The following is a 26,133-nucleotide window of genomic DNA, read 5'->3' as shown; positions in this document are numbered from 1 at the left end:
GGTTTCTTGCCATCCGTTGAGCCAGCACATTCTTGATTAACTAACCATCTCGAACAATGAGATTGATTTTTCGGCTTCGAGTATCTTACAAAATATAGTAGGATCCAACAGGAGCCAGTTCGGTTTGAGGTTTGTCCTCATAAATTTTATTATCGTCTAACATTTGGCAAAGATCGCGTTCAATCGTTCTCCGGATATTGTTGTAGATTCGGGTATCTGTAGGTTTGTTTTCGAAAAGGATCCTGTAAATGGACAGCCATTTTTTCTACCAATAAAAAGAATGCCGCAATGGCTACCACTAACGGAACTTCCATATAACCAAAGTATTCAATCAAACCAAAAGGCAACAATACAATGAATAAATGGATCGACATATTCATGTACTTCTTGCTATAGGTTACAGGGAAAACGGTATTCTTGATTCTTTCCGATCCACCCATGTGGTTACATAAACCTGTTATTGTTTTATCAATCTCTATCTGCTGGTATTTATTAATCCAGCCTTCCTGTAAAGCCTTTTTTAAATCCATGGCATGCAATTCCAGAATAGAAGCGGTTACATTTTTACGTTTTTTAATAAAAGCAATCTCTTCAGTTGAAATGTATTCTTCCAAGCCTTTACGTGGATTAAAACCCCTTAAAGATTGACTCAAGGCGTAACACCAGGCAATTTGTCTTTTAATAAACCTTGCCTTAAACTCCTCTATTTCTTCTAAACCATAAGGGTTTTCTACGAACGACAATATTTGGCGGGAGATGGTTCTCGAATCGTTAACTATGGCGCCCCAAAGAATCCTTGCCTCCCACCACCTATCGTATGCCTGGTTTGATCGAAATGCAAGTAAAAGTGAAATGATTGTTCCGAGTAATGCAGGTACGGCAACAGGTATGGAGATCCGTGTAACATGAAAATTTTCATATAACACCACAATTCCTATGGAGTAACCTATAACAAACAGGAGTTCTTTTTTGATCTTTCCGAATATATAAGTGAGCGGAATATTATTTCGTAACAGCATGATAGTATTATTAATGAGATGATTAAACGTTTGCTTTCTGAAGTTTTGCTTCGTGTATTTTTGTATCAATTAAGTTTTCGCTGGCGTGTACAGTTAAGGTATTTAATTGAATTACCTCGCAGCCAGCACGTTCAGTTAAAATTTTAGGGTCGATGCTATATTTGTTGATCGGTGTAAAATTGTATTCTTTTAAATAAGCAATACATTCTACATCAAAAGCTTCGATAAAATTTTTAAAGGCTGCTACCGTACTGCCGTAAAAATATTCGATACAGATGGCATTAATCTGAGGGGCGTATTTGGCCTTAACCTGGCTTAGCTGTTGATAAAACTCATCGCTAACGTTTTCGTAATCACGGCTGCGGCGACTTAACATTAACATATCGGTAATGGAATCTGATAATTTAAACGCATGCACAAAAATGATATTTAGTGTTTCATTTTTTTGGTGTTGAACAAGCGCATCAATAATTTTAATACTCTCTAGTTTAAAATCGGTAGGAATTAATACTGTTTTCATGGCATATCTTGTTTAAATGAATTGAAACATTATTTATACAAGTTTAGCGCGATGTTATTACAGCCGAATAAGAACGAGATTAGAATGAGATTAGAGTGTACTCTTTTTTGGAATGTTGCTGAAATTTCCTAGCCGTTTAAATCAGTTAACTGTATCGTGCAATCATCCGAAATACAGTTAACCATGTTAAACCTTTCATCAATTAACCTTTTGCAGGTAATAAAACTTTAATTTCAGTGCCAATTCCTTCCTGCGATTTAATGGCAATGCTACCTCTGTGCAAGCGGATGATGTTTAAAGAAAGGGGTAAACCCACACCATAACCTTTAAAGTCGTTGGTATTTGATGCGCGGTAAAAGGTTCAAAAATGTGTTGTATATCGGTTTGTGGAATTCCGATGCCACAATCGGTTACTGCGATTGAAAGCATATTGGCATTGCCCTCAATGCTGATGCTTACCAGATTTTCATTTGAATATTTGCAGGCGTTACTTACAATGTTGCTGATGGCAAGTTTAATCAGGTTTTTATTTACCTTAAGCGAAAGCAGTTCATCATCATCGGGGAGTTTGCTAAAATCAATCTCAATTTTATTGTTTGGATGAACCTGATTAACAGATTCTTTAATTTCCCAAAGCAATTCATCCATGCGGACTTCTTCCCAGGGTTGATTTTTTCCGTTGAAACCCGATTGCGCCAAGCCCAGTAAACTGGTTAAAATATGCTCCAACCTTTCGGCTTCATCTTTAATTTTAGATAAGGCTTTCTCTTGTTTAGTTGTATCATCGATGGTTTTAAGCGCCAGCTCAACTTCGCCACTGATAATGGTTAAAGGTGTTCTCAGCTCATGAGAGGCATTGCTGATAAAATTATTTTGTGTTTCGAAAGCCGTTTCCAGCCGGTTAAGCATGTTATTAAAGGTTTGGGCCAATTGCGACATTTCATCATTTCCATTTTTAACATCAAGCCTTAAATGCAGATTTTCTGCTTTGATCTTTTTAACGCTTTTAATGATGTTTCTTAAAGGCATCAACATGTAATTCGAAAACTTCCAACCCACTACGAAGGATAAAATAACGGAAAGGAAAAAACCGATTATAAGGATCCGCTGAAGATCTTTTAACTCCCTGAAACCAAAAGGATCATTTGCCGAAACAATAACGATGTATCCTGAATTGTGATTTCTAAAATATTTTCCGGCATAGAAGTGATTTTCTACCCGGTAACGGGCCATATAACCTGCCTTAATGCGGTTGTAAAAGCTGGCAGGCAATTCGCGGTCAACCTTTTCAGGAGCTTTGCCCGCTTCTACAATAAATTCTCTTTCAGAAGGTAAGCGCTCCAGGTATTGGTTGCGCATTTTTGCATACACCTTATTGTTTCCATCTTCGTACAATTTTATTTGTGCGGCAATGTTAACCCGCGCTTCCAGGCGTTTGTAAAAATCTTCAAAAGCGAAGTCGTTAGAAAAATACCATACAAAACCACTTAGCAGAGAGATAATAATTGCCGATAAAATGGCAAAAAGTAAAGTGATTTTCTTGGCTATCTCCATTTATTTTTCTTTTAATATATATCCCAAACCTACCGCTGTATGGATGAGTTTTTGATCGGAATTTTTATCTATTTTTTTGCGGAGATAGTTTACATACACATCAACTACATTGGTGCCGAGGTTAAAATCGATATCCCATACGTTTTCTAAGATATCTATTCTAGATAAAATTTTGGATTTATTTTTCGACATATACTCCAGCAGGCGGTATTCGGTTGCAGTGAGTACAATCTCCTGTTGATCCCGTTTAACTGTTTTCGCACTTAAGTTAATCTGCAGATCGGCTATGGTGATAATCTGATCTTGTGAAACTGCGCCATGGTACCTCCTCAATAACATCCTGATCCGTGCAAAAAGCTCGGCAAATTTAAAAGGTTTGATCAGGTAATCATCCGCACCATTATCCAAACCATTTACCACATTTTCGGTGGTGCCTAAAGCGGTAAGCATAATAACGGGGGTATTTGGTTTTTTTTCTTTAATAATTTTGCACAATTCTAGTCCATTTATTCCAGGCAGCATAATATCGAGGATAATCAGGTCGAACTGATTATCTAAGGCCATCTGTTTTCCAATAGCGCCATCGGGAGCAATACTTACTGTAAAACCCTCTTCGGTTAGTCCCCTCGAAATTACAGATACAACACTTGGTTCGTCTTCTACAAGTAATAAATTCATTTGTTAGCAAGTAATCTAAAAAATAGGGAATTACAAAATCTTAATTGCGGTAAGTTGATATTTAATGGTTTTTTAACGCAAAGCCGACACAATTGTTTGGAATAGGGGTATTGACCTTCTCCTGTGGAATGCAAGGGATTGGGGTGATTTTTCGGACAAGTTATATAATTCAATTTCAAAGATTTCTCCACTGCGGTCGAAATGACGACGGTATTAGAATGACCACGGTATTTAATAAATTTATTTCATTTTTCCGTGCCTCCGTAGCAATCCTCTTAATTCTCTATTAAACGCAAGGGTTAGAAAGATTGCTTCGTCGGCTGAAAAAGCCTTCTCGCAATGACGATACTGTGGGGAAGGACTATTTCTTTTATTGTTTTTTCGAATGGAATGCAAGGGATTGGAGTGATTTTTCGGAACATGATGTTAAGATGTAATTTCAAAGATTTCTCCACTGCGGTCGAAATGACGACGCGACAAAAAAGCACGGTTTTCAAAGATTTCTCCACTGTGGTCGAAATGACGGTACGACTAAAAAGGACGATTTTCAAAGATTTCTCCAATGCGGTCGAAATGACGACGATATTAGGAATGGCGACGGTATTTAATAAATTTATTTCATGTCTCCGTGTTACCGTAGCAATCTCTACGCGCTACCTTAAATTACAAAACAATTAAACCCCTTTTTCTGATTTTTCTTTTAGTGATTTTAATCCGTCTTCAAAATCTTTGCCGATCATTTTGTCCATAAATAAGCCAAACCATTTATTTATTATTCCTTTGCTTTCCCCACTCATGGTCCAGATTACTTTATTTCCATTGGTTTCTTTTGTGATATCGAATCGGGTATCGGCTACACTTTCCATTGGTTTAATGAATTTCAATTCCATATCTACCATTTTATTGACATCAACTTTATTGATTTTCATTTGTCCGTTGCCACTTTTTTCTCCGTTCCACTGGTAAAGGTGACCAGGGGTTGCAATAGTGCCTGTAATGGTTACTTTTGCTTGTGGATCCATTTTAGACCATACATTCCATTTGTAAAATTCATTGTAATCTGCGATGTTTTTGTAAATCACACTATCAGCAGCATTGATCACCGTAGATCTGCTCACAATATAACTTTTTGGTAAGAGGAAACTGCCTCCAATGATAATTATTGCCAGTACGACGATAATCGCTAATAAGATTTTGAGAAATTTCATGATTCAATTTAGTTTGGTTAACTAAATTTAATAATAAAGCATTGTAAATCAAAGAAAAACTGCTTTAAACAATTCTGATTTTCTGTGGGGCCGAATTAATCTTATAATGCATTAAATCGGCAATAGATTGTGCTTTTTGTTTAATCAACTCAGCATTCGGGCCGGTAAATAAATCATCTACGGTTTTATAAAAGAGGTTTTTCCAGGTGTCGAATGCCTCGGTTTGCAAGGGTGTTTTTTCGTTCAGTGCAAAATGGGTAAGCATGGGGTTGCCTTTGTAAGTTGCCATACCGAAAAGAATACTTTCCCAAAAATCGTACATTTTAGGCAGGTGATGTTCCCAGTTTACTTTAGCAACATCGGTAAATATTGGGCCTATAGCCTTGTTAAGCGAAACATTCTGGTAAAAAGTATCCACTAAAAGAATAATATCATTCCTGTCGTTGATGTCCTTTTTCATTGCCTTTATTTATAAAGTCTTAAAATCATTTTATCATAATTTATAACGGCTTTATACTGCATTAAAATATCTCCACCGATAATGCTTATAATAGGGGGGTGGCCAAATTGCTGGTAAGTTTCGCTAACCGATTGGAGATCGAAAGCAACTGTTTCGTAGTTTTTGATCTTTAAAGAACCGATTTTTAGTTCGGGGATGGTAGCCTGAATGGTGGTTGTGGTGGTAAAAAGAGTTGCAGCATTAATCTCATCTGATACCTGTAATGTTTCGGAGAGATGTTTTTCGATTAATGATTTATCGAATACGCTTCTTGATGCACCGGTATCTAGAACAGCAAAATGTTTTTCTTTAAAAACGATAACTTCCAGTAAAAGGTGGTAACCATCATCTTGTAAATTTATAAGCTTTAAGGGAATTGAAATTGATTTCATTATTTTGTTTATGTCTATGCCCTTTCTTTTATACTTAGGGTGACAAGTATTTAAGTGCAAAAAAAAATAGCCACGGAAGCACGGAACACACGGATAACAATCTATTCCGTGCTTCTGCGTTTCCGTGGCGAAAAGTAAACCGTATTAAACCAGTTTCATTTCTACCAGTACGCTATTCATGTTTCTTACGGCATCAGCACTTTTATTAAAGGCTGCCTGTTCATCATCGGTTAATTTAAAATCGATAATTTTTTCCCAACCGTTACGGCCAATAATTACAGGTACACCGAGACAGATATCTTCCTGGCCGTATTCTCCTTCGAGCGAAACGCAACAGGTAAACAGTTTTTTCTCGTCGCGTAAAATGGCTTCAACCAATGCGGCACCTGCGGCACCCGGTGCATACCAGGCAGAGGTACCGATTAATCCGGTTAGCGTAGCACCACCAACCATGGTATCGGATGCAACTTTATCAAGTGTTTCTTTATCTAATAAATTACTTACGGGTAAACTTTGGTAAGTAGCCAAACGGGTTAAAGGAATCATAGTGGTATCGCCATGCCCACCGATTACGAAACCCTGTAAATCATTGGGATTGCAATTTAAAGCCTGAGATAAATAGAATTTAAAGCGCGAGCTATCAAGTGTTCCACCCATGCCGATCAAGCGGTTTTTAGGTAATCCGAGCGATTTTAGGGCGAGGTAAGTCATGGTATCCATCGGGTTACTGATTACGATGAAAATGGCTTCCGGGGAGAATTTTAAAATATTTTCGGCAACGCCTTTTACAATGCCGGCATTAATGCCAATCAGCTCTTCCCTGGTCATTCCAGGTTTGCGTGGCAAGCCAGAAGTGATTACAACAACATCAGATCCAGCTGTTTTGCTGTAATCGCCGGTAACACCGGTAATTTTTGTGTCGAAACCCAATAAGGTTGCGGTTTGCATCATGTCGATGGCTTTACCTTCGGCAAAGCCCTCTTTAATATCTAACAGAACAAGCTCGTTTGCCAATTCTTTGCGGGCAATATTATCTGCACAAGTGGCACCAACTGCGCCTGCGCCAACAACCGTTACTTTCATATATTTTATTTTAATGGTTTGCTATCGTTAAATATTAATCGAAGGTAGAAATAAATATAAGGTTTAAAAATCCTTTTCTGAAAACTTTATCGTCAGGCAATTTGAGGCTTTGTTAATGCATCAATTAAGATTGTATCCAAGGCAATCGATGCTGAAACTTACGAAATCGATACTGAAGCGTTTGCAATTGATACTGAAGCTTACGCAAACGATGCTGAAACTTACGCAATTGATACTGAAGCTTACGCAAACGATGCTGAAACTTACACAATCGACACTGAAGCTTACGCAATCGATACTGAAGCTTACGCAATTGATACTGAAGCATACGCAATCGATACTGAAGCTTACGCAATTGATACTGAAGCATACGCAAACGATGCTGAAACTTACGAAGTCGATAGTGAAGCGTTTGCAATAGATTCAGCAAGGGTGCAATTGATACTGGTAAGGAAGAAATCGATACTGGAAGGAAAGAAATCGATGCTGGAAGGCTGGAGATAAAATTTTCCGTGTTTCAGTGGCTAAATCATTTAATAAAACAGATAGGTGCCGAAATAGCAATTTAATTAAAACCTTATTCCGTAATTGAAGTTATTCAATAAACTAAATCCATGGAAAACAAGCCCATTTCAGAAATCGATTATAAAGCCTTTGAAGGTAAATGGTATTCTTTATACTCAATCCCTACTTTAATGGATAAACATTGGAAGCAAACTACCGAAACCTATACTTTGGCTGATGATGATCATTTCGATGTGTATACTACTTACCATAAGGAGGGAAAGCCTGAAGAAAAATCGATCACTTCGAAACTGTTTTTTGATACAGAAAAACCCGATGGCGATATGAAAGCCCAGTTTTTATGGCCATTTAAAATTGGTTACTGGATTATCGAACTGGCCGACGATTATAGTTATGTTGTGGTAGGTCACCCAGATGAAAAATACCTGTTTATTATGGCCAGAGAGCCTAAAATGGAAGCCGATTTGTTGGTACATATCATCGAAAGATGCAGACTGAAAGGGTATGAGGTTAGCGAACTGGTGAGCCAGGAGCATTAAATTGCCATAATGTAGCGGCATATTTAAGATTGCGCTTATTCAAGTCTCGAAAATATAAGTTTTTAATCCTTTTGCTTGTCGATGTACTTGTTAAAATAAAATTTCTCGTCCTCGTTTGTAACGAGGATGTACGAGAAAAGCGATTTTATCGCTCTTTAAGCAATTATTTTCGCATTACAAATGCGTACTTCAATAATCCTCGTTACAAAAGAGGACTATTAAACTTAGCGTAACAAAACTTTATCTGCTCTTAAATAAGTATTAGTTGAAGTTTGTACACATCCTTTTTAAACCTCGCAGGTTTCAAAAACCTGCGAGGTTTGTTCGTCACATTTTGTTGATAAAATCCTGACAACTTCAACCCTCAAATTCCTTATTTTTGAAGAACCGTTATTATTCTGAAACGGTTAATTCTTTACCGCACACTATGTACTTAATTTTTGATACTGAAACCACGGGTTTGCCCCGCAATTACAATGCACCCATTACCGATACGGATAACTGGCCGCGTTGTATACAGATTGCCTGGCAATTGCACGATGAGATGGGAAGATTGGTTGAACATCAGGATTATCTCGTTAAACCAGAGGGATTTAACATTCCCTATGATGCAGAGCGGATTCACGGTATTTCTACTGAACTTGCTGCCGAACAAGGTATTGGTTTTGATGAAATGCTGGCTAAGTTTAATGAAGTTTTAAATAAGGCCAAGTTTATTGTAGGTCAGAATGTTGGCTTTGATGTAAACATTATGGGCTGCGAATTTCACCGTTTTGGTGTTGCTAACCGCTTGGCAGAAATGCCGGTTTTAGATACCTGTACCGAAGTTACCGCGCAGTTGTTGCAATTGCCCGGAGGTAGAGGCGGTAAATTTAAATTGCCAACCTTAACCGAGCTGCATTCTTATTTGTTCGGTGTTCCTTTTAACGAGGCACACAACGCTACCGCCGATGTGGAAGCAACCACGCGTTGTTTTTTGGAGCTGGTAAAAAGAGAAGTTTTTAAGAAAGAAGAATTACAGGTTGATGTAGCATACTTTCCCCGTTTTAGAGAGGTAAATCCAGCTACTATTGAGGGTGTTGGTTTAAAACACATTAATTTAAAAGCTGCTTCGGATGAAATTCGTAAGCGTTTACAAAAAGCTGAAGGCGGAGGAATTTCCAAACAAGAACTTGCCGGGAATAAACAGGAACTTGCCGCCGCAACTTTTGTGCACTTACATAACCATACCCAGTTTTCGGTATTGCAAAGTACCATTAGCATCCCCGATTTGATTAAAGCTACAGCAGCACAGAAAATGCCTGCCGTTGCGATGACAGATCATGCGAATATGATGGGTGCATTCCATTTTGTAAACCAGGTTTTAAACCATAATAAAGCCGCAGAAGCAAAAAATGCCGCCGCAATTGAAGCTGGCGAACGACCTACAGAGGTGGTAATGACCCCAATTGTTGGAGTTGAGTTTTTTGTTTGTAATAACCATCTTGACAGAACCGCTAAAGACAATGGTTACCAGATGGTGTTGTTGGCGAAAAATAAAAAAGGCTATCACAATTTGGCTAAAATGTCATCTATTGCCTATACCAAGGGTTTTTATTATGTGCCCCGTATTGATAGGCAGATAATTGAGCAATATAAAGATGACATTATAGTATTATCGGGTAACCTTTCTGGTGAGATTTCGAACAAAATCTTAAACATGGGCGAAACCCAGGCCGAAGAAGCTTTAATTTGGTGGAAAAACATGTTTGGTGATGATTTCTATGTGGAGGTAATGCGCCACAATCAGGAAGATGAAAACCGTGTAAACGAATCATTAATAGCCCTGGCACGCAAACATGCCGTTAAACTGGTGGCTACCAACAATACCTATTACATTAACAAAAAAGATGCGAATGCGCACGATATTTTGCTTTGTGTAAAAGACGGCGAAAAACAGGCTACACCAATTGGTCGCGGCCGGGGTTACCGTTATGGCCTGCCCAATCAGGAATACTATTTCAAATCTGGTGATGAAATGAAAGCACTTTTTGCCGATTTACCAGAGGCGATTGTAAATATTCAAGAGATTGTAGATAAAATAGAAATTTATAAACTTGCCCGAGAAGTACTCTTACCTAAATTCGACATTCCTGAAGAATTTTTGGTAGAAGAAGATGAAGCCGATGGCGGAAAGCGCGGTGAGAATAAGTTTTTGCGCCACCTCACTTACGAAGGAGCAAAGAAACGTTATGGCGTTTTAACACCTGAAGTTACCGAACGTTTAGACTTCGAATTACAAACCATTGAAAAAACGGGTTATCCGGGTTACTTTTTAATTGTACAAGATTTTATTGCCGAGGCACGCCGCAGGGATGTTTCTGTAGGTCCTGGCCGGGGTTCTGCAGCCGGTTCGGTGGTTGCCTATTGTTTGTGGATTACCAATATCGATCCGATTAAGTACGATCTCCTTTTTGAGCGTTTCTTAAATCCGGATCGTGTATCCATGCCCGATATTGATATCGATTTTGATGATGAGGGCCGTGGCCGTGTGATGGAATATGTAATTAATAAATACGGTTCCAGTCAGGTTGCGCAAATCATCACATATGGTACAATGGCGGCCAAATCTTCTATCCGCGATACCGCACGGGTATTGGATCTGCCACTTTTCGAAGCCGATAAAATTGCAAAGCTGATTCCGAACATGAAGCTCGCAAAAATCTTCAACCTGGATGACAAAACGCTGAAAGAATCGCTTCGCCCGGATGAATACGAACGGGTGGTGGAGTTGAAAAACTTAGGCGGTTTAAAAGATTTAAGTGCCGAAACCATCCAACAGGCGCAGATTTTAGAGGGATCGTTAAGGAATACAGGAATTCATGCCTGCGGGGTAATTATTACGCCAAGTGATATTACCAATTTCGTGCCCGTATCTACCGCAAAGGATTCTGATTTATATGTTACCCAGTTTGACAACTCCGTTGTAGAGAGCGCGGGTTTATTAAAAATGGACTTTTTGGGTTTAAAAACCCTTACGCTGATAAAAGATACCGTAAAACTGGTTAAAAAACGGTTCGGTATCGATCTTGATCCTGATAATTTTCCGATTGATGATGTACTAACATACGAACTCTTTCAGCGTGGCGAAACAATCGGTATCTTCCAGTATGAGAGTCCGGGGATGCAGAAATACATGAAAGAACTGAAGCCAACAGTTTTCGACGATTTAATTGCGATGAATGCGTTATATCGCCCAGGACCAATGGAGTACATTCCGAGTTTCGTTCGCCGTAAAAATGGTGAAGAAGAAATTAAGTACGATTTGGATGCCTGTGAAGAATATTTAAAAGAAACCTACGGAATTACCGTTTACCAGGAGCAGGTGATGCTTTTATCGCAGAAACTGGCAGGCTTTACCAAAGGTGAGGCCGACGTACTGCGTAAGGCAATGGGTAAAAAGCAAAAAGATGTACTGGATAAAATGAAACCAAAGTTTGTGAAACAAGCGGCCGAAAAAGGTCATGATGCCACAACTTTAGAAAAAATATGGAAAGATTGGGAAGCATTTGCATCCTATGCTTTCAATAAATCGCACTCCACCTGTTATGCTTGGATTGCCTATCAAACAGCCTATCTAAAAGCGCATTACCCTGCCGAGTATATGGCTGCGGTACTATCGAACAACATGAGCGATATTAAACAGGTGGCTTTCTTTATGGAAGAGTGCCGCCAGATGAGTGTTACCGTATTGGGGCCTGATGTTAACGAATCTGACCTTAAATTTTCGGTTAATGCCAAAGGTGAAGTCCGTTTTGGTATGTCGGCAGTAAAAGGTGTGGGCGAAAAAGCGGTAGAAAGTATTATAGAGGAAAGATTGAGCAATGGTCCATACAGCAACGTTTATGATTTTGCAAAACGTTCTAACACCCGTATTGTAAATAAAAAAGCATACGAGAGTTTTGTATATAGTGGCGCATTTGATGCATTTGGAGGGCATAGGGCACAATATTTCTATATCGGCCCCAATGATAAAATGAATGGTATTGAAAAGATTATTAAATATGCCAACGATTTTCAGAATAACGAAAGCACTTCGCAGGCATCATTGTTCGGTGGATCTAAAGCTGATTTAATTTTAGAACCAAGTTTGCCGGTTTCGCCAGAATGGGCTTTAATGGACAGGTTGAAGTATGAAAAAGATGCCATCGGAATTTTCCTTTCCGGCCACCCGTTGGATAATTATAAACTTGAACTTGATAAATTCTGTACACATGGCGTAAGGCAGCTGAGTATCATCAACAAAGTGCGCATGGGCGATAACAATGAAGAAGTTTTAGCTGAATTTGAGAAACTGAAAAACCGCGAGCTCTGTGTAGGAGGTTTAGTGGTTACGGCATCACAACGGATTACCAAAACAGGTAAACCCTTTGGTACTTTCGTGTTCGAAGATTATGATGATGCCAGCGAAATGGCCCTTTTCGGAGAAGACTTTTTAAAGTTTAAATCTTTTTTAACAGAGGGGTACTTTTTACAGATCAGAGGGAGGGTAGGAGAGCGTTTCGGTAAAGCAGGCGATTGGGAGTTTAAAATAACAGCGATAAACCTTATGTCTGAACTGAGGGATAAACTGGCTAAAAGTTTAACGATACAGGTGCCGATTGAGCGGGTTAACGATCAACTGATGCGCGAAATTGAAGCTATATTAGCAGACAATAAGGCAAACTCCGAGCAGCAGAACTGCCATCTTAACTTCGCAATTTTTGACCGTGAAAAAGAAATCATGCTCGATTTGCCTTCAAAAAACCTAAAGATAAACCCTAACAATAAGTTTTTGGAACAATTGCTCGGATTGAATGTTGTAAATTACAAGTTAAACTAACGTTTGGCGCTTAGCGATATGCGTTTAGCTTGTAAACGCTAACCGCCCCACGGACATCGCTTCCTGCCTCTACCTCAGAATAATGTCAAATTGACATTGCAAATGTGTTGGCATTACAATTGAATACATATATTTGAACATAAAAAAAATAATTATGGCATTAGAAATCACAGATGCAAACTTCGAGGAGCTTGTATTAAAATCAGATAAACCCGTATTAGTAGATTTTTGGGCAGAATGGTGTGGCCCTTGTCGCATGGTTGGTCCAGTAGTAGAAGAAATCGCTAAAGAATATGATGGTAAAGCGGTAGTTGGAAAAGTAAACGTTGATAACAACCCTCAAATTTCAATGCAGTTTGGTATCCGTAACATTCCGGCTTTATTATACTTTAAAGATGGTCAGGTTGTAGATAAACAAGTTGGTGCTGTTCCAAAATCAGTATTGGCAGAAAAATTAAACAAGCAACTGGCTTAGTTTAAGCTTAAAGCAGAAATACCAAAGCCCAAAGGCTTGTAACATATTTAAAACCCAGGTTCATTTGATGAATTTGGGTTTTTTATTGCAAACATAATTTTGTTTCTTTAATAAAAAACTAACAACCATGTCTATTAACTTATTTAGCAATAAAACTTTAGGTATTTTATTGGCGGGTTTGGCTTTAAACAGTGCAAATATTGCACATGTAGCTGCACAAAACCCTGTTGAAACCAACGAACCATCGGCTGATTATAAACCCGCCTTTGCTGGGCAAACCCGAATTGCAGGTGTAAAAACCAAAACCCCTTTGGATATTTCGGTTATCAACGAAAAGTTAGAGAACCCATGGGCCATATCAGTGCTTCCGAATGGTGGTTTTTTAATTACACAAAAGCAAGGTACCATGGTTATTCTTACGCCTGATGGTAAATTAAGCAAAAAGATAACCGGCTTACCAAAAGTAGATCCATCTGGGCAAGGAGGATTATTGGATGTAACCTTAGACCCTAATTTTGCAAAAAACAGAATAATTTACTGGGCTTTTTCAGAGCCACAGGAAAAAGGTTCTTTATTGGCCATTGCCAAAGGTAAACTGGCTGCTAATGAAACTACGGTAGAAAACCAAACCATTATTTACCGTGCCGGCCCTGCTTATGGCGGTAAACTTCAATATGGCTCGAGGATTGTTTTTGATAAAAACGGCAATTTATTTGTAAGTACCGGTGAGCGTTCAGGAAACGATATCAGAATCCAGGCGCAGTATTTAAATTCTTCATTAGGGAAAATCCTTCACCTTACCACTGATGGTAAAGCGGTTCCAAACGGTCCGTTTGCAGGAAAAGGAGATGCAAAACCAGAAATTTATGCTTACGGACTCCGTAATCCTGATGGCTTGTCCATAAACCCGTTAACAGGCGACTTATGGGAGGCTGAATTTGGACCAAAGGGTGGCGATGAAGTAAATATCATTAAACCAGGCAAAAACTATGGCTGGCCGATCATCACCTATGGAACTGAGTATAGCGGAAAAAAAGTTGGTGATGGAATTCAGCAGAAAGAAGGCATGGAACAACCAGTTTATTACTGGAATCCAAGTATCTCACCGGGTTGCATTGCTTTTTACAACAGCACTAAAATTGCTGAATGGAAAGGGAATTTATTTGTGGGTGGTTTAGGTGGTTCGCACATTATCCGCTTGGTAATTAAAGACGATAAGATAGTTGGAGAAGAAAGATTACTGGAAGGCAAAGGCGAACGTTTCCGCGATATGGTAGAGGGTAAAGATGGTTCACTTTATTCGGTTACCGATAACGGTCATTTGTATAGAATAGCGAAGAAATAATAATATAATTTATTAAATATTAATCCCGAATTCATTTATTGAGTTCGGGATTTTTGTTTTAAATCACTTTACTTTTTTTGCAAAGGAGGGCTCATTTTTTTTTATCGGGGTTTTTTGGGCCATTTTCCGTTTACAATTAATAACAACTCGTTTTAAGATGCAGTGATTGATTTAATGTTAAAAGTTTGTGGACACACAGACTTTGAAATTAGAATTATCGCTTACCTTGTAATGCGGTGGGTTTTGCGTTAGGGATTGTAAGGGTTCAGTGCCGATATTTCATCGGTACCGGAGCGAAGCGGAGCCCTGTAAAGCCCGCCCCCTTGCGCAGCTTGGGGAACGCCCTTATCAGTTTTCAGTTATTAGTTTGCAGTTTTCAGTTATTAGTTTGCAGTTATACTTATCAGTTTTCAGTTTTCAGTTGACAGTTTTCAGTTTATACTTATCGTTTTGCAGTTAACAATTATCAGTTTCAGTTGATAGTTTTCGGTTTGCAATTCCCAATAGCCATTTCGCAGTTAAAAATTAACAACTACCAATTACCAGTTTGCCGTTTCCTGTTTTACGCTTTAATTAGGTTTTTAATACCTGAGCAGATTATTTATAAATCTTTTATTAGCTTTACCATATGCAGGCTGTAAACTACGAAAACGAAACAAGTTATGGTAATTTAGAACTGCTTGCCCAGCAAGTAGTAGAAGGTTTTATTACAGGCTTGCATAAAAGCCCTTTCCATGGTTTTTCGGTAGAGTTTGCTGAGCACCGCCAATACAATAATGGTGATAATGTTAAAAACATTGATTGGAAATTATATGCTAAAACCGATAAATTGTATAGCAAACGTTTTGAGGAGGAAACCAATCTCCGTTGCCAGTTTGTAATCGATGTTTCTTCTTCGATGTATTTTCCCGAGCCAAAAAATAACAAACTTACTTTTGCTATACAGGCTTCGGCATCATTAATGTACCTGCTTAAAAAACAACGAGATGCATTTGGTTTAAGCTTGTTTACGGAAGAAATCCTTTTAAATTCGCCAGCAAAATCGACCACTGTACACCAGAAATATTTATTTACCCAGTTGGAGGAGCTGCTGCAGAAACCGAGCATAAATGCACAAACCAACTTAAGCGAAGCCCTGCACCAGGTTGCCGAACTGATTCATAAACGCTCGCTGGTTATTATTTTTAGTGATCTTTTTAATACGCAAATTAGTACCGATAAAACGGATCAGTTTTTTGATGCGCTGCAACATTTAAAATTTAATAAACACGAAGTTGTGGTTTTTAATGTGGTAGATAAATCAAAAGAGGTTGATTTCAATTTTGAAAACCGACCTTACCAGTTTATTGATATGGAAACCGGCGATACCATTAAAGTGCACACCAACCAGGTTAAAGACAATTACATGGCTGCGGTTACTGATTACCGCCAGCAGATTGCCTTGAAATGCGCCCAGTATAAAATCGATTTGATCGATGCCGATATACATGAAGGTTATTATCCCATTCTACAATCTTACTTAATTAAGCGGCAGAAATTAGGTTAACTTTTTTACAAAACAACCCCGAGGCCAGCAATGTTAAACTTATAACAATTCAAATTAAAAACTCCCTGATATGTTAGAAAAAGGCGCTACAGCACCAGATTTCGAATTGAATGCTACACCCGATCAAAAAATAAAACTTAAAGATTTTAAAGGTAAAAATGTAATCCTGGCTTTTTATCCTGCCGACTGGAGCTCCGGTGTGCAGCGACCAGATGGCATTATATAACGAAATGTTAAAATATTTTGATAAGCACGATGCGCAGATTTTTGGTATCTCTGTAGATAGCGTATGGTGTCACCTTGCTTTTGAAGAGAATAGAAAGTTACATTTTCCACTTTTGGCCGATTTTGAACCAAAAGGAGCAGTTTCTAAAGCTTATGGCGCTTACGACGATGAACTTGGCGAAAGTAAACGTGCACTGTTTGTAATTGATAAGGAAGGTAAAATTGCATGGAGTTATTTATCTCCGATAGCGGTTAACCCCGGTGCCGATGGCATTTTGGATGCATTGGAAGAATTAAGCAAAAAATAATTATGAGCACATTAAAACCTGAAGTAAGTAACCAGGATCACATTAAAGGTGATGATTCTGCAAGCATCACCATTGTGGAATTTGGCGATTATCAATGCCCGTATTGTGGCGATGCCTACCCGATTATAAAAGAGATTGAAGAAACTTTCGGACATCAGATTAAATTCATCTTCAGGCATTTTCCTTTGGCCAATGCACATGAGTTGGCTTTCCCTGCCGCAATAGCAGCCGAAGCAGCTGGCTTACAAGGTAAATTTTGGGAGATGCATGATGCACTTTACGAAAACCAATACCGGTTAACTGCTGATTTATTTGATGAACTGGCCGAAACAATTGGACTGGATTTGGAGCAGTTTCAGCAAGACAGTGCTTCTGCTGAAATTAAAACGAAAATAGAAGATGATTTTGACAGCGGTGTACGAAGCGGTGTAAATGGTACGCCCTCATTTTATGTAAACGGAACTAAGTTTGATGGTGGAGCAACAGATCTTTACCAGATGCTGAACGAAAGTGCCGGGTAGGAGATAAAATGCATAATGGCAATAAACCTTCCTATATACGGGCTTATTGATTTATGAGTAAGCCGATTTTAGTCGAGCGTAAAGTTAATATTTAAAGTGTATTTGATACGAAGGTCTCTGATTACATGAACCTCACAATCATCCTTTACTAAACGCTGGGTAATGATTAAGTTTTCATTTGGTTTAAGGTTAATCTGCTGTTTAATATGATATTTTTTATTACAGCCCTTAGCCACAGAACCATCCAGGTAGAAAGAAATATCAGTGATAACTTGTTTGGTGGTGTTTTTAATTGTGATTTTAGCAAATGTACCCAAATCGCTGTTGCGTATATATTTGATCTCTTTCACATAAACAGGTTTTCGCCTGTAAGTGGTATCGTTTAACATTGATTTTGAGGGTTCAGGTTTTTGAGCTGCCGTAATTTTTTCATGTCTTACCCTTTGCTCATATTTTGAAATTGCATTTCAAAAGCTCCAAAACAGATAATTAATAATATTCCAAATCCTTTAGTAAGCATAATCTGAGTAGTTGTGATTAACGAAAGTTATAGCTTTTTTTTAAAATTAAACCTATCGCATGATCATGTCCTTCATGGAGCCTCATTTTCCATAAAAAAACCTCATGTATTTTGCAATACATGAGGTATCAGATAAGGGTAACCGGAAAACTAAAAAACTAATTATGAGTTTTTAGAATTTAACAAAATTGAAATCGCTTCGTGTTTTGTTATTTCAAAGGTGCACTTCATTTATGAAGTTTTAGTGAAGAAAACTTTATCCATTCCCTAATGCGATACTTATGTTACAACTTAGGATAAAAAGTCTTTGTTGAGTCAGTTTGGCTTATTTTGTAGGTATAATAAAAACAATATTGGTGCTTAATCTCTTTATATGTTATCTTAAACAATCCCTGATTAAAAAATATCTTCATGAGTAAAAATGTGGCAGAACAACTGGTTGAAATGCTGGTTGAAGTTGGCGTAAAAAGAGTTTATGCCGTTACTGGAGACAGTTTAAATTATTTTAATGATGCAGTAAAAAGAAACGGTAAAATTAAATGGATCCACGTCCGTAATGAAGAAGCAGGTGCATTTGCAGCAGCAGCAGAAGCTGAACTAGATGGCATTGCTTGCTGCGCCGGAAGCTGCGGCCCGGGCCACGTTCATTTAATTAACGGCCTTTACGATGCCCACCGTTCGCATGTTCCTGTAATTGCCATTGCATCCACTATCCCAACCAGTGAATTTGGGATGGACTTTTTTCAGGAAACCAATACTATAAAATTATTTGATGACTGCAGTTACTATAACCAGGTAGCCACAACTGCTGCACAGGCACCTAGAATGTTTCAAACCGCTGTGCAACATGCCATTCATAAAAAAGGTGTTGCCGTTTTCGGTTTGCCCGGCGATGTAGCCCAAATGGATGCTGTAGAAAGTATAACCGCTATGCAACTGTTTAATAATAAACCGGTAATCCGTCCATCCGATATGGAGCTGAATACCCTGGCAGAACTGTTAAATAGTGAAAAGAAAATTATGCTTTATTGCGGAATAGGAGCCGCCGAAGCCCATGATGAAGTTATAGCATTGGCAGCTAAACTAAAGGCACCTGTAGGATTTTCATTCCGTGGTAAAATGAGCATTCAATACGATAATCCTTATGAAGTTGGAATGACGGGGCTTTTAGGTCAGCCATCGGGTTACCATGCCATGCACGAAGCAGATGTTGTATTGCTTTTAGGAACCGATTTTCCTTATGTTAACTTTATGCCCGAAAAGAACAAGATTGTGCAAATTGACGAAAAACCTGAACGATTGGGAAGAAGAGCAAAGCTTACCATGGGTTTATGTGGAAATATAAGTGATTCTGTTAGCGCATTAATGCCGCTTGTGGAAGAAAAAGAGGATGAAAGTTTCCTTAAAGCTCAGCTTGAGTTTTATCAGAAAGTAATAGAAAGACAACAGGTTTATGTTAAAGATAGGGGAGAAGAAAATAAAATTCAACCCGAATTTGTAGCCGAAACCCTAAACCGATTGGCTGCTCGGGATGCCATTTTTACCGTAGATACCGGTATGTGCTGTGTTTGGGGTGCACGCTTTATTGATGGAACCGGCGAACGCAAAATGTTAGGTTCTTTTAACCACGGTTCAATGGCAAATGCCATGCCTATGGCAATTGGCGCTGCTTTGGCGCATCCGGAAAAACAGGTTATAGCACTTTGTGGTGATGGTGGTTTATCGATGCTTTTGGGCGATCTGGCTACCATTAAACAATATAATCTTCCTATAAAACTGATTGTATTTAACAACAGGGCTTTAGGAATGGTGAAATTAGAAATGGAAGTTGATGGATTGCCTGATAACGAAACCGATATGATCAATCCGGATTTTGCATTGGTTGCGCAGGCCATGGGCTTTAAAGGAATTACGGTTTCTAAGCCTGAAGAAGTTGAAACCGCGATTAGTCATGCGCTAATTGAAGATGGACCAGTTTTGTTAAATATTATGACTAATCCCAATGCTTTGGCAATGCCACCAAAAATAGAATGGGCGCAGGTTAAAGGGATGACAGAATCGATGGCAAAGTTGATGCTTGGCGGAAAAATGAGCGAAGTTTTGGATACGATAAAATCAAATTATAAACATTTGGGGGAAGTGTTGTAGTTTAGAGAAGTTTCGTCATTCCCACCCTATAGCTATCGGGTTGATTGGGAATCTTAATGCATGTTAATGTTTCATAAGCATTAAGATTCCCGCCTGCGGGGGAATGACGAGCTAAATAAAAAAACGTCATCTCGACTGATGGGTAGCAAACCGGAGAGATCTATCTAAACAGATTTTTCGGCTTCGTTGCACTTCGCTCGAAATGACGAAATAATATGAGGAATCCCTGTATTATAAATTTCCCCTCAATTCCTGCCTCACGCTCTAACGATTCGAATAAGGCTTTAAAATTACCCGCGCCAAAACTCTGCGCACCTTTACGCTGAATAATCTCAAAGAAAAGGGTTGGGCGGTCTTCAACCGGTTTAGTGAAAATCTGCAGCAGGTATCCCTCTTCATCACAATCAACTAAAATGCCCAGGCTTTCCAATAACGATATTTCTTCATCAATTTTACCCACACGCTGTGGCATAATATCATAATAAGCCTCTGGAGGGGCACTTAAAAATTCCACACCACGCGATTTTAATTCTTTAACGGTTGTAACAATATCTTTTGTAGCCACAGCAATATGCTGAACACCTTCACCTTCATAATATTCAAGGTATTCTTCAATTTGCGATTTCTTTTTGCCTTCTGCAGGCTCATTGATCGGGAATTTTGAAAAGCCATTGCCATTACTCATCACTTTGCTCATTAAAGCCGAATATTCGGTGTTGATTTGCTTATCATCAAAAGATAAAATGTTTACAAATCCCATTACATCTTCATACCATTGTACAGCCTCGTTCATGCGGTTCCAACCTACATTGCCTACACAATGGTCGATGTATAAAAGCCCGGCATCAGCAGGCTTGTAATCACTTTCCCAAACGCGGTAACCGGGCATGAATGTGCCTGTGTAGTTTTTTCGTTCAATAAACATGTGAACGGTTTCGCCATAAGTATAAATGCCACTCATTTTAACTTCTCCATTCTCGTCGCTTAAAGTTTTCGGCTCCATATAAGGTTTTGCGCCACGTTTTGTGGTTTCTTCAAACGCACTGTAAGCATCATCAACCCACAGGGCCAATACCTTTACCCCGTCGCCATGTTTTTTAACATGTTCAGCAATCTGATGATCAGATTTTAATGCCGTAGTTAAGATCAATCTGATTTTACCCTGCTGCAATACGTATGAAGAGCGGTCGCGAACACCAGTTTCTGGTCCGGCATAAGCCAAACTCTGAAAACCAAATGCGGTTTTATAATAATGCGCAGCCTGCTTGGCATTGCCCACATAAAATTCAATATAATCAGTTCCGTTAATCGGCAGAAAATCTGGTGCTTTCGATATTTTTTCTGCGAATGTTTGTGTTTCCATTGTTGTTGTTATTTTTAAATGGTTAACCGCTTAATTGTTTAAATCGGTTAACTGTGCATGTTACTTTAACGAGCTTATATCTTATAATCCCGAAATCTTAATCATCCTAGCTTTACTCTACGTTAATCTGCCAGCTTTTATGATAATTTTCGTCCTCAATATCCAATGCATCTTGCGTAAGCATTAGCGGTTTAAAAGGATCAACCATAACTGCCAGCTCATCTGTTTTTTCTTTTCCGATTGATTTTTCTACGGTGCCCGGATGTGGCCCGTGAGGAATACCGCCCGGATGTAAGGTAATTTGCCCTTTAACTACACTTTTCCGACTCATAAAATCGCCATCAACATAATAAAGCACCTCATCGCTATCTACATTGCTATGGTTATATGGTGCCGGAATAGAATCTGGATGGTAATCGTATTTCCGCGGAACAAAAGAGCACACCACAAAATTGTGCCCTTCAAAAGTTTGATGAACAGGAGGTGGTTGGTGTAAACGGCCTGTTATCGGCTCAAAATCGTGTATTGAAAACGCGTATGGATAATGGTAACCATCCCAGCCTATATAATCGAAAGGATGTGTACCATAAGTATATGGATAAATTAAGCCCTGCTTTTTAATCAGCACTTTAAAATCGCCATATTCATCATGCGTTTGCAAGTTTTCGGGCAATCTTAAATCGCGCTCACAATAGGGAGCATGTTCCATCAATTGGCCAAATTGATTTAAGTATCTTTTTGGCGGCCTAAGCGGACTAAAGCTTTCTACAATGAAGAGCCTGTTCTGCTCGTTATCGAATTCCATCTGGTAAATGGTTCCTCTGGGGATAATCAGATAATCGCCATAAGCAAATTTGATCTCGCCGAAACCTGTCTTCAATTTCCCCGAACCTTCATGGATAAAAATCATTTCATCGGCCTGGCTATTTTTGTAGAAATAATCCGTCATCGATTTTCTTGGTGCTGCCAAAACAATATGCAGATCACTATTTACCAGAACTGCTTTTCTGCTTTTCAGAAAATCGTTTTCAGGTTTAATGTTAAAACCGATCAAACTGGTGTGCTTTAAGTGCTTTTCGCGGGCAATAGTGGGTTCTACACTATACGGTTCACCTAAATTTTTTACAATTGTTGGTGGATGGCAATGGTAAACCAGCGAATATAAACTCGAAAATCCTTCGGTTGATACGAGTTCTTCTGCATAAAGATTTCCGTCAGGTTTACGAAAAACCGTGTGGCGTTTAGCTGGAATCTGCCCCAATTTATGATAAATAGGCATAATTAAATGATGTTATGGTTAGAAAAGAAAAATCCTAATGAATTAACAATTAAAACGGAAATGCGTTTCAATCAGCAAGAAAGGGTTGAGGAAATTACAGAGAATATTGAGCCATGATCAGCTTGGATAGCATCTTATAGCGACGGGCAGCTATGGCGTCGTTCACTAAGTTAATATGTAATGCTTTTAAGATCATGGTTTTAATGTTGCCAAGGTAAGTATTTTATTTAAAAGTTGAAATTTTAATTTACCTTTAATTGCATATAGCCCCGTTATTTTATGAAGTTAATTTTTACATTTTTAATTTGTATAGCCTTAAGTTATACCGTAAATGCACAACAAAGAGCCAAATACACAGTTAGGGTTGTAGATCGGAGTGGCAACGCCACAAGAGGTTCTTTTTATGCTGCTGCCGATGATGGTGTAACCATAATCAGAAACCGAAGGGATACCGTAAAACTCAGTGCCGATAGCATTAGCGCGTTGTACATTCACCGGAAAGGAATTGCGGCACCCTTAGCCATTGCCGGAGGTTTAACTTTTTTTGTATTGGCTGCCAAGAGCGATAAGTTGGTAGAATCTGTAGTGCTAATTGCTGCAGGAGTGCCTGTTGGCGTTTCAGGAGGGTTGTTGATCGGAGGATTGTTCTCTAATAAAAAAAATTACAAAGGTTTACAGGCAAAAGATTTTCCACTGATTAAATCAAACCTAAAGCAATATACCGTGTTAAAATAATACGACTAAGTTTTATTTTGAATGCCCTAATTGCTTAGCTTTACCGCATATTTAACCAAATGATATATGAAACTAGTATCCTATAAAACCGAAGACAGAGAGCATCTTGGTGTGTTTGTAAGTGGACATATCTATAACTTAAATAGCTGCGATAAGCTTATTCCAGATAATATGAACGCGTTTTTGCTTGGTGGAGAGGTATTGATGGAGCGGGCAAAAAAGATTGATGATCAAATAAAAGAAGGAAGTTTAACAGCTAAAGAAGAAATTTTTTATGAAATTTTAGCACCTGTTCCTCACCCTACAAGTTGCAGAGATGGATACGCTTTTAGGCAGCATGTTGCGGCCGCAAGGAGAAACAGAAAGGTTGATATGATTCCTCAGTTTGATGAGTATCCGATTTTTTATTTCACAAATCATAATGCCATTCAAGGCACAGGAGAAATCGAATGCATGCCAGATCATTTTGATAAACTCGATTTTGAACTTGAGCTTGCCGTTGTAATCGGTAAGAAGGGGAGAAACGTAAAAGCTGCAGAAGCCGATGGGTACATTGCCGGTTATATGGTAATGAACGATATGAGTGCGCGCACCTTACAAATGGAAGAAATGCTCCTGAATTTAGGCCCGGCAAAAGGAAAAGATTTCTCTACCGTAATTGGTCCGTGGCTGGTAACACCAGATGAATTGTTGCAATATAAAGTTGCCCCCAAAGAAGGCCATGTGGGTAATGCATACGACCTTAAAATGACCTGCCGCATTAATGGTATCGAAGTTTCGAAAGGAAATGCAGCAGATATGGACTGGACATTTGCCGAGATTATAGAACGTTGTGCTTATGGGGTAGATATTCTTCCAGGTGATGTAATTGGCTCCGGTACGGTAGGTACAGGCTGTTTTTTAGAATTAAACGGAACAGGTTTGCTTAACGATCCCAATTACAAAGTACAGTGGTTGCAACCAGGCGATGTGGTGGAAATGGAAATTACAGGCCTCGGCGCACTAACCAATACCATTACAAAAGCTGATACAGATTTTTCTATCTTAGGTTTGAAGAAATAATATATGCGCTCAAATAATAAGCATTGTTATCATTTATTCGTGGTTCATGAAGTCAGCTGACATCCTGATCACTCATTTAGGTAGGTTAAATTAATCCGCTTGATTGTGGCAAAGCAGGTAAAAAAATCTATCTTTTTTGCTTTACCGACTAGGTTTCACAACGCTCGAAATGCCAAACTTTGCTTGTTATAATCTTCATTTAAACAACAATTTAACTTGTGTAAATATTGTTAACCTTAAATACCTCCGATCTTTCTGCTGTAGATTTACAGAATTATCTACAATACGCTATCGCTCCGCGGCCAATTTGCTTTGCCTCAACCATTGATGCTGATGGTAATATCAATTTAAGCCCCTTCAGTTTCTTTAACATGTTTAGCACAAAGCCGCCAATTTGTGTGTTTTCTCCATCCAGAAGGGTTCGGGATAATACCACCAAACATACTTTAGAAAACGTACTTCAGGTAAAAGAATGCGTAATCAATATTGTGAATTATGATATGGTGCAGCAGATAAGTTTGGCTAGTACTGAATACGCAAAAGGGGTTAATGAATTTGAAAAAGCGGGTTTTACGATGTTAAAATCTGAGATGGTACAACCACCGAGAGTAGCAGAAGCACCGGTGCAGTTTGAGTGTGTAGTGAATGAAGTAATTTCTTTGGGCAATAACCATGGTGCCGGCAATCTTATTTTGGCAGAAATTAAGCTGATTCATATTAACGAGGATATTTTAGATGAAAATAATAGAATAGATCAGCATAAAATCGATCTGGTGGCGCGTTTAGGTGGCGATTGGTATTGCAGGGTTACAGACAATAACCTATTTAAAGTTGCAAAACCATTGGCTAAACTGGGGATAGGGGTAGATCGTTTGCCTCACTCCGTCCGTTTTTCGAAAGTATTAACCGGAAATGATTTAGGGAAGTTAGGCAATGTTGAACACTTACCCAGCGACGAGGAAATTGATCTGGTAAGCAATCACGCAGATGTTAAAGAGGTGCTGGATGCTACTATCGGCGATAGCACCAACCGCGAAAGGGAACTGCATGAGCTTGCAAAGAAGTTTCTCAATTTCGGAGAAGTAGAACTTGCTTTAAAAATAGTTTTGCTTTAAAGGTAATTTAAGCTTGGTATTTAATATATTAGTACTAAAGCTATAGTTAAATGGATAGATTTTTATTGAAAGGATGAAATTTCCAAATTATGTCAAAAAAGCCTTCCTTACAATATATAGGATATAAATCTAATTATCCAATAAATATATATTTACTTGTTTTGTTACCACTTGCTTCCATTCTGCTTACGATTATTTATGGTGCAAATTTGTTGGCCATGCTAGTTTATTTGCCAGTATTGATCATCCTTTTTTATGTTTTTTTTTCAAGATATAGTGCTATAATAGAAGTAAATAGTGCGTTGGAAATGAATATTTATTATATTTTTCCATGGAATAAAAATGTTAGTATAAACCTAAATCATTTCAATAGTTTTGATTATGCCAGAGGTTTTTATAACCCTATTGATGATAGAAGATTAGGTTATTTTAATTTCTTACGGAGATGTTATGATTTAATTATACTGTATGATGCAGATAAGGAAATTCGAACGGAATTTAAAGTGAATCTACGGATAAGTTCATTTAAGAAAGTAATTCTGATTTTAAATAAAGAGGCGCAAATGAATCTTATCAAATTAAAAAGTCCAGATAATATTACATGGTAATCATT

Annotated in this window: 23 protein-coding genes and 1 pseudogene; 13 read left to right on the top strand and 11 right to left on the bottom strand. The window is 38.4% G+C overall.

The genetic code is table 11. From position 1 onward, the window contains the following. Window positions 1-179 precede the first annotated feature (179 nt). The 8 genes and pseudogenes from AC0IWE_RS12620 to mdh all read right to left on the bottom strand — a co-directional run bounded on the left by AC0IWE_RS12620 (window position 180) and on the right by mdh (window position 6,953). Window positions 180-1,019 carry a bestrophin family protein gene (locus AC0IWE_RS12620; RefSeq protein ID WP_471793334.1) on the bottom strand — a complete coding sequence of 280 codons (840 nt, stop codon included), beginning with the start codon at window positions 1,017-1,019 and terminating at the stop codon, window positions 180-182. Between the two features lie 22 nt (window positions 1,020-1,041). Continuing rightward, complete coding sequence (locus AC0IWE_RS12615) at window positions 1,042-1,539, bottom strand: hypothetical protein (RefSeq protein ID WP_471793333.1); 498 nt, start codon at window positions 1,537-1,539, stop codon at window positions 1,042-1,044. Between the two features lie 202 nt (window positions 1,540-1,741). Next, window positions 1,742-2,568, bottom strand: a pseudogene (locus AC0IWE_RS12610) (sensor histidine kinase). 525 nt (window positions 2,569-3,093) lie between these two features. Beyond that, on the bottom strand, window positions 3,094-3,771 hold the full coding sequence (locus AC0IWE_RS12605) for a response regulator transcription factor (RefSeq protein ID WP_055914798.1): 678 nt from the start codon (window positions 3,769-3,771) through the stop codon (window positions 3,094-3,096). 674 nt (window positions 3,772-4,445) lie between these two features. Continuing rightward, the gene (locus tag AC0IWE_RS12600) at window positions 4,446-4,979 is read right to left on the bottom strand and encodes an SRPBCC family protein (RefSeq protein WP_055914794.1); all 534 of its coding nucleotides are present in this window, start codon (window positions 4,977-4,979) and stop codon (window positions 4,446-4,448) included. Window positions 4,980-5,043: 64 nt separating this feature from the next. Further along, on the bottom strand, window positions 5,044-5,439 hold the full coding sequence (locus AC0IWE_RS12595) for a group III truncated hemoglobin (protein WP_471793332.1): 396 nt from the start codon (window positions 5,437-5,439) through the stop codon (window positions 5,044-5,046). Window positions 5,440-5,444: 5 nt separating this feature from the next. Continuing rightward, a complete protein-coding gene (locus AC0IWE_RS12590; protein WP_463493135.1) occupies window positions 5,445-5,870 on the bottom strand; it encodes an aspartyl protease family protein in 426 nt (141 codons plus the stop codon). A gap of 144 nt (window positions 5,871-6,014) precedes the next feature. Further along, window positions 6,015-6,953, bottom strand: coding sequence for a malate dehydrogenase (gene mdh / locus AC0IWE_RS12585; RefSeq protein ID WP_055914785.1), 939 nt, complete (start codon window positions 6,951-6,953; stop codon window positions 6,015-6,017). 614 nt (window positions 6,954-7,567) lie between these two features. Here mdh and AC0IWE_RS12580 point away from each other — a divergent pair. The 8 genes from AC0IWE_RS12580 to AC0IWE_RS12545 all read left to right on the top strand — a co-directional run bounded on the left by AC0IWE_RS12580 (window position 7,568) and on the right by AC0IWE_RS12545 (window position 17,298). Further along, complete coding sequence (locus AC0IWE_RS12580) at window positions 7,568-8,017, top strand: lipocalin family protein (RefSeq protein WP_471793331.1); 450 nt, start codon at window positions 7,568-7,570, stop codon at window positions 8,015-8,017. A gap of 427 nt (window positions 8,018-8,444) precedes the next feature. After that, a complete protein-coding gene (dnaE, locus tag AC0IWE_RS12575; protein ID WP_471793330.1) occupies window positions 8,445-12,878 on the top strand; it encodes a DNA polymerase III subunit alpha in 4,434 nt (1,477 codons plus the stop codon). A gap of 154 nt (window positions 12,879-13,032) precedes the next feature. After that, a complete protein-coding gene (gene trxA / locus AC0IWE_RS12570; protein WP_029275428.1) occupies window positions 13,033-13,353 on the top strand; it encodes a thioredoxin in 321 nt (106 codons plus the stop codon). Window positions 13,354-13,480: 127 nt separating this feature from the next. Further along, entirely contained in the window at window positions 13,481-14,698 is a 1,218-nt protein-coding gene (locus AC0IWE_RS12565; RefSeq protein ID WP_471793329.1) for a PQQ-dependent sugar dehydrogenase, read from the top strand. Between the two features lie 628 nt (window positions 14,699-15,326). Continuing rightward, window positions 15,327-16,244: a DUF58 domain-containing protein gene (locus AC0IWE_RS12560; RefSeq protein ID WP_471793328.1), complete on the top strand. Its 918-nt coding sequence runs from the start codon at window positions 15,327-15,329 to the stop codon at window positions 16,242-16,244. Window positions 16,245-16,314: 70 nt separating this feature from the next. Further along, a complete protein-coding gene (locus AC0IWE_RS12555; protein ID WP_471793327.1) occupies window positions 16,315-16,470 on the top strand; it encodes a redoxin domain-containing protein in 156 nt (51 codons plus the stop codon). After that, a complete protein-coding gene (locus AC0IWE_RS12550) occupies window positions 16,457-16,777 on the top strand; it encodes a redoxin domain-containing protein (protein WP_471793326.1) in 321 nt (106 codons plus the stop codon). Before AC0IWE_RS12555 ends, AC0IWE_RS12550 begins: the two co-directional genes overlap by 14 nt. 2 nt (window positions 16,778-16,779) lie before the next feature. Next, window positions 16,780-17,298 (top strand): DsbA family protein, encoded by a 519-nt coding sequence (locus tag AC0IWE_RS12545; RefSeq protein WP_471793325.1) that lies wholly within the window; start codon window positions 16,780-16,782, stop codon window positions 17,296-17,298. Window positions 17,299-17,366: 68 nt separating this feature from the next. On the opposite strand, the gene AC0IWE_RS12540 is transcribed toward AC0IWE_RS12545, so the two are convergent. Then, window positions 17,367-17,687, bottom strand: a complete 321-nt coding sequence (locus AC0IWE_RS12540; protein WP_471793324.1) for a hypothetical protein — start codon at window positions 17,685-17,687, stop codon at window positions 17,367-17,369. Between the two features lie 542 nt (window positions 17,688-18,229). Here AC0IWE_RS12540 and AC0IWE_RS12535 point away from each other — a divergent pair. Then, window positions 18,230-19,966: a thiamine pyrophosphate-dependent enzyme gene (locus tag AC0IWE_RS12535; protein WP_471793323.1), complete on the top strand. Its 1,737-nt coding sequence runs from the start codon at window positions 18,230-18,232 to the stop codon at window positions 19,964-19,966. A 160-nt stretch (window positions 19,967-20,126) separates the two neighbouring features. Here the strand turns inward: AC0IWE_RS12535 and hppD are convergent, their stop codons facing one another. Further along, a complete protein-coding gene (gene hppD / locus AC0IWE_RS12530; RefSeq protein ID WP_471793322.1) occupies window positions 20,127-21,329 on the bottom strand; it encodes a 4-hydroxyphenylpyruvate dioxygenase in 1,203 nt (400 codons plus the stop codon). 112 nt (window positions 21,330-21,441) lie between these two features. Next, window positions 21,442-22,608: a homogentisate 1,2-dioxygenase gene (locus tag AC0IWE_RS12525; RefSeq protein ID WP_471793321.1), complete on the bottom strand. Its 1,167-nt coding sequence runs from the start codon at window positions 22,606-22,608 to the stop codon at window positions 21,442-21,444. A gap of 279 nt (window positions 22,609-22,887) precedes the next feature. Here AC0IWE_RS12525 and AC0IWE_RS12520 point away from each other — a divergent pair, with 279 nt between their 5' ends. From AC0IWE_RS12520 to AC0IWE_RS12505, 4 genes are all read left to right on the top strand, one after another. After that, on the top strand, window positions 22,888-23,343 hold the full coding sequence (locus AC0IWE_RS12520; protein WP_055914747.1) for a hypothetical protein: 456 nt from the start codon (window positions 22,888-22,890) through the stop codon (window positions 23,341-23,343). A 66-nt stretch (window positions 23,344-23,409) separates the two neighbouring features. Continuing rightward, complete coding sequence (locus tag AC0IWE_RS12515) at window positions 23,410-24,405, top strand: fumarylacetoacetate hydrolase family protein (RefSeq protein WP_471793320.1); 996 nt, start codon at window positions 23,410-23,412, stop codon at window positions 24,403-24,405. A 227-nt stretch (window positions 24,406-24,632) separates the two neighbouring features. Then, window positions 24,633-25,520, top strand: coding sequence for a flavin reductase family protein (locus tag AC0IWE_RS12510; RefSeq protein WP_471793319.1), 888 nt, complete (start codon window positions 24,633-24,635; stop codon window positions 25,518-25,520). Window positions 25,521-25,609: 89 nt separating this feature from the next. Then, window positions 25,610-26,128: a hypothetical protein gene (locus tag AC0IWE_RS12505; protein WP_471793318.1), complete on the top strand. Its 519-nt coding sequence runs from the start codon at window positions 25,610-25,612 to the stop codon at window positions 26,126-26,128. Window positions 26,129-26,133 lie beyond the last annotated feature (5 nt).

Source organism: Pedobacter sp. AC402 (genome assembly GCF_979252805.1).
The sequence above is the reverse complement of the archived record's forward strand: the minus strand, read 5'-3'. Positions and strand labels throughout refer to the sequence as shown.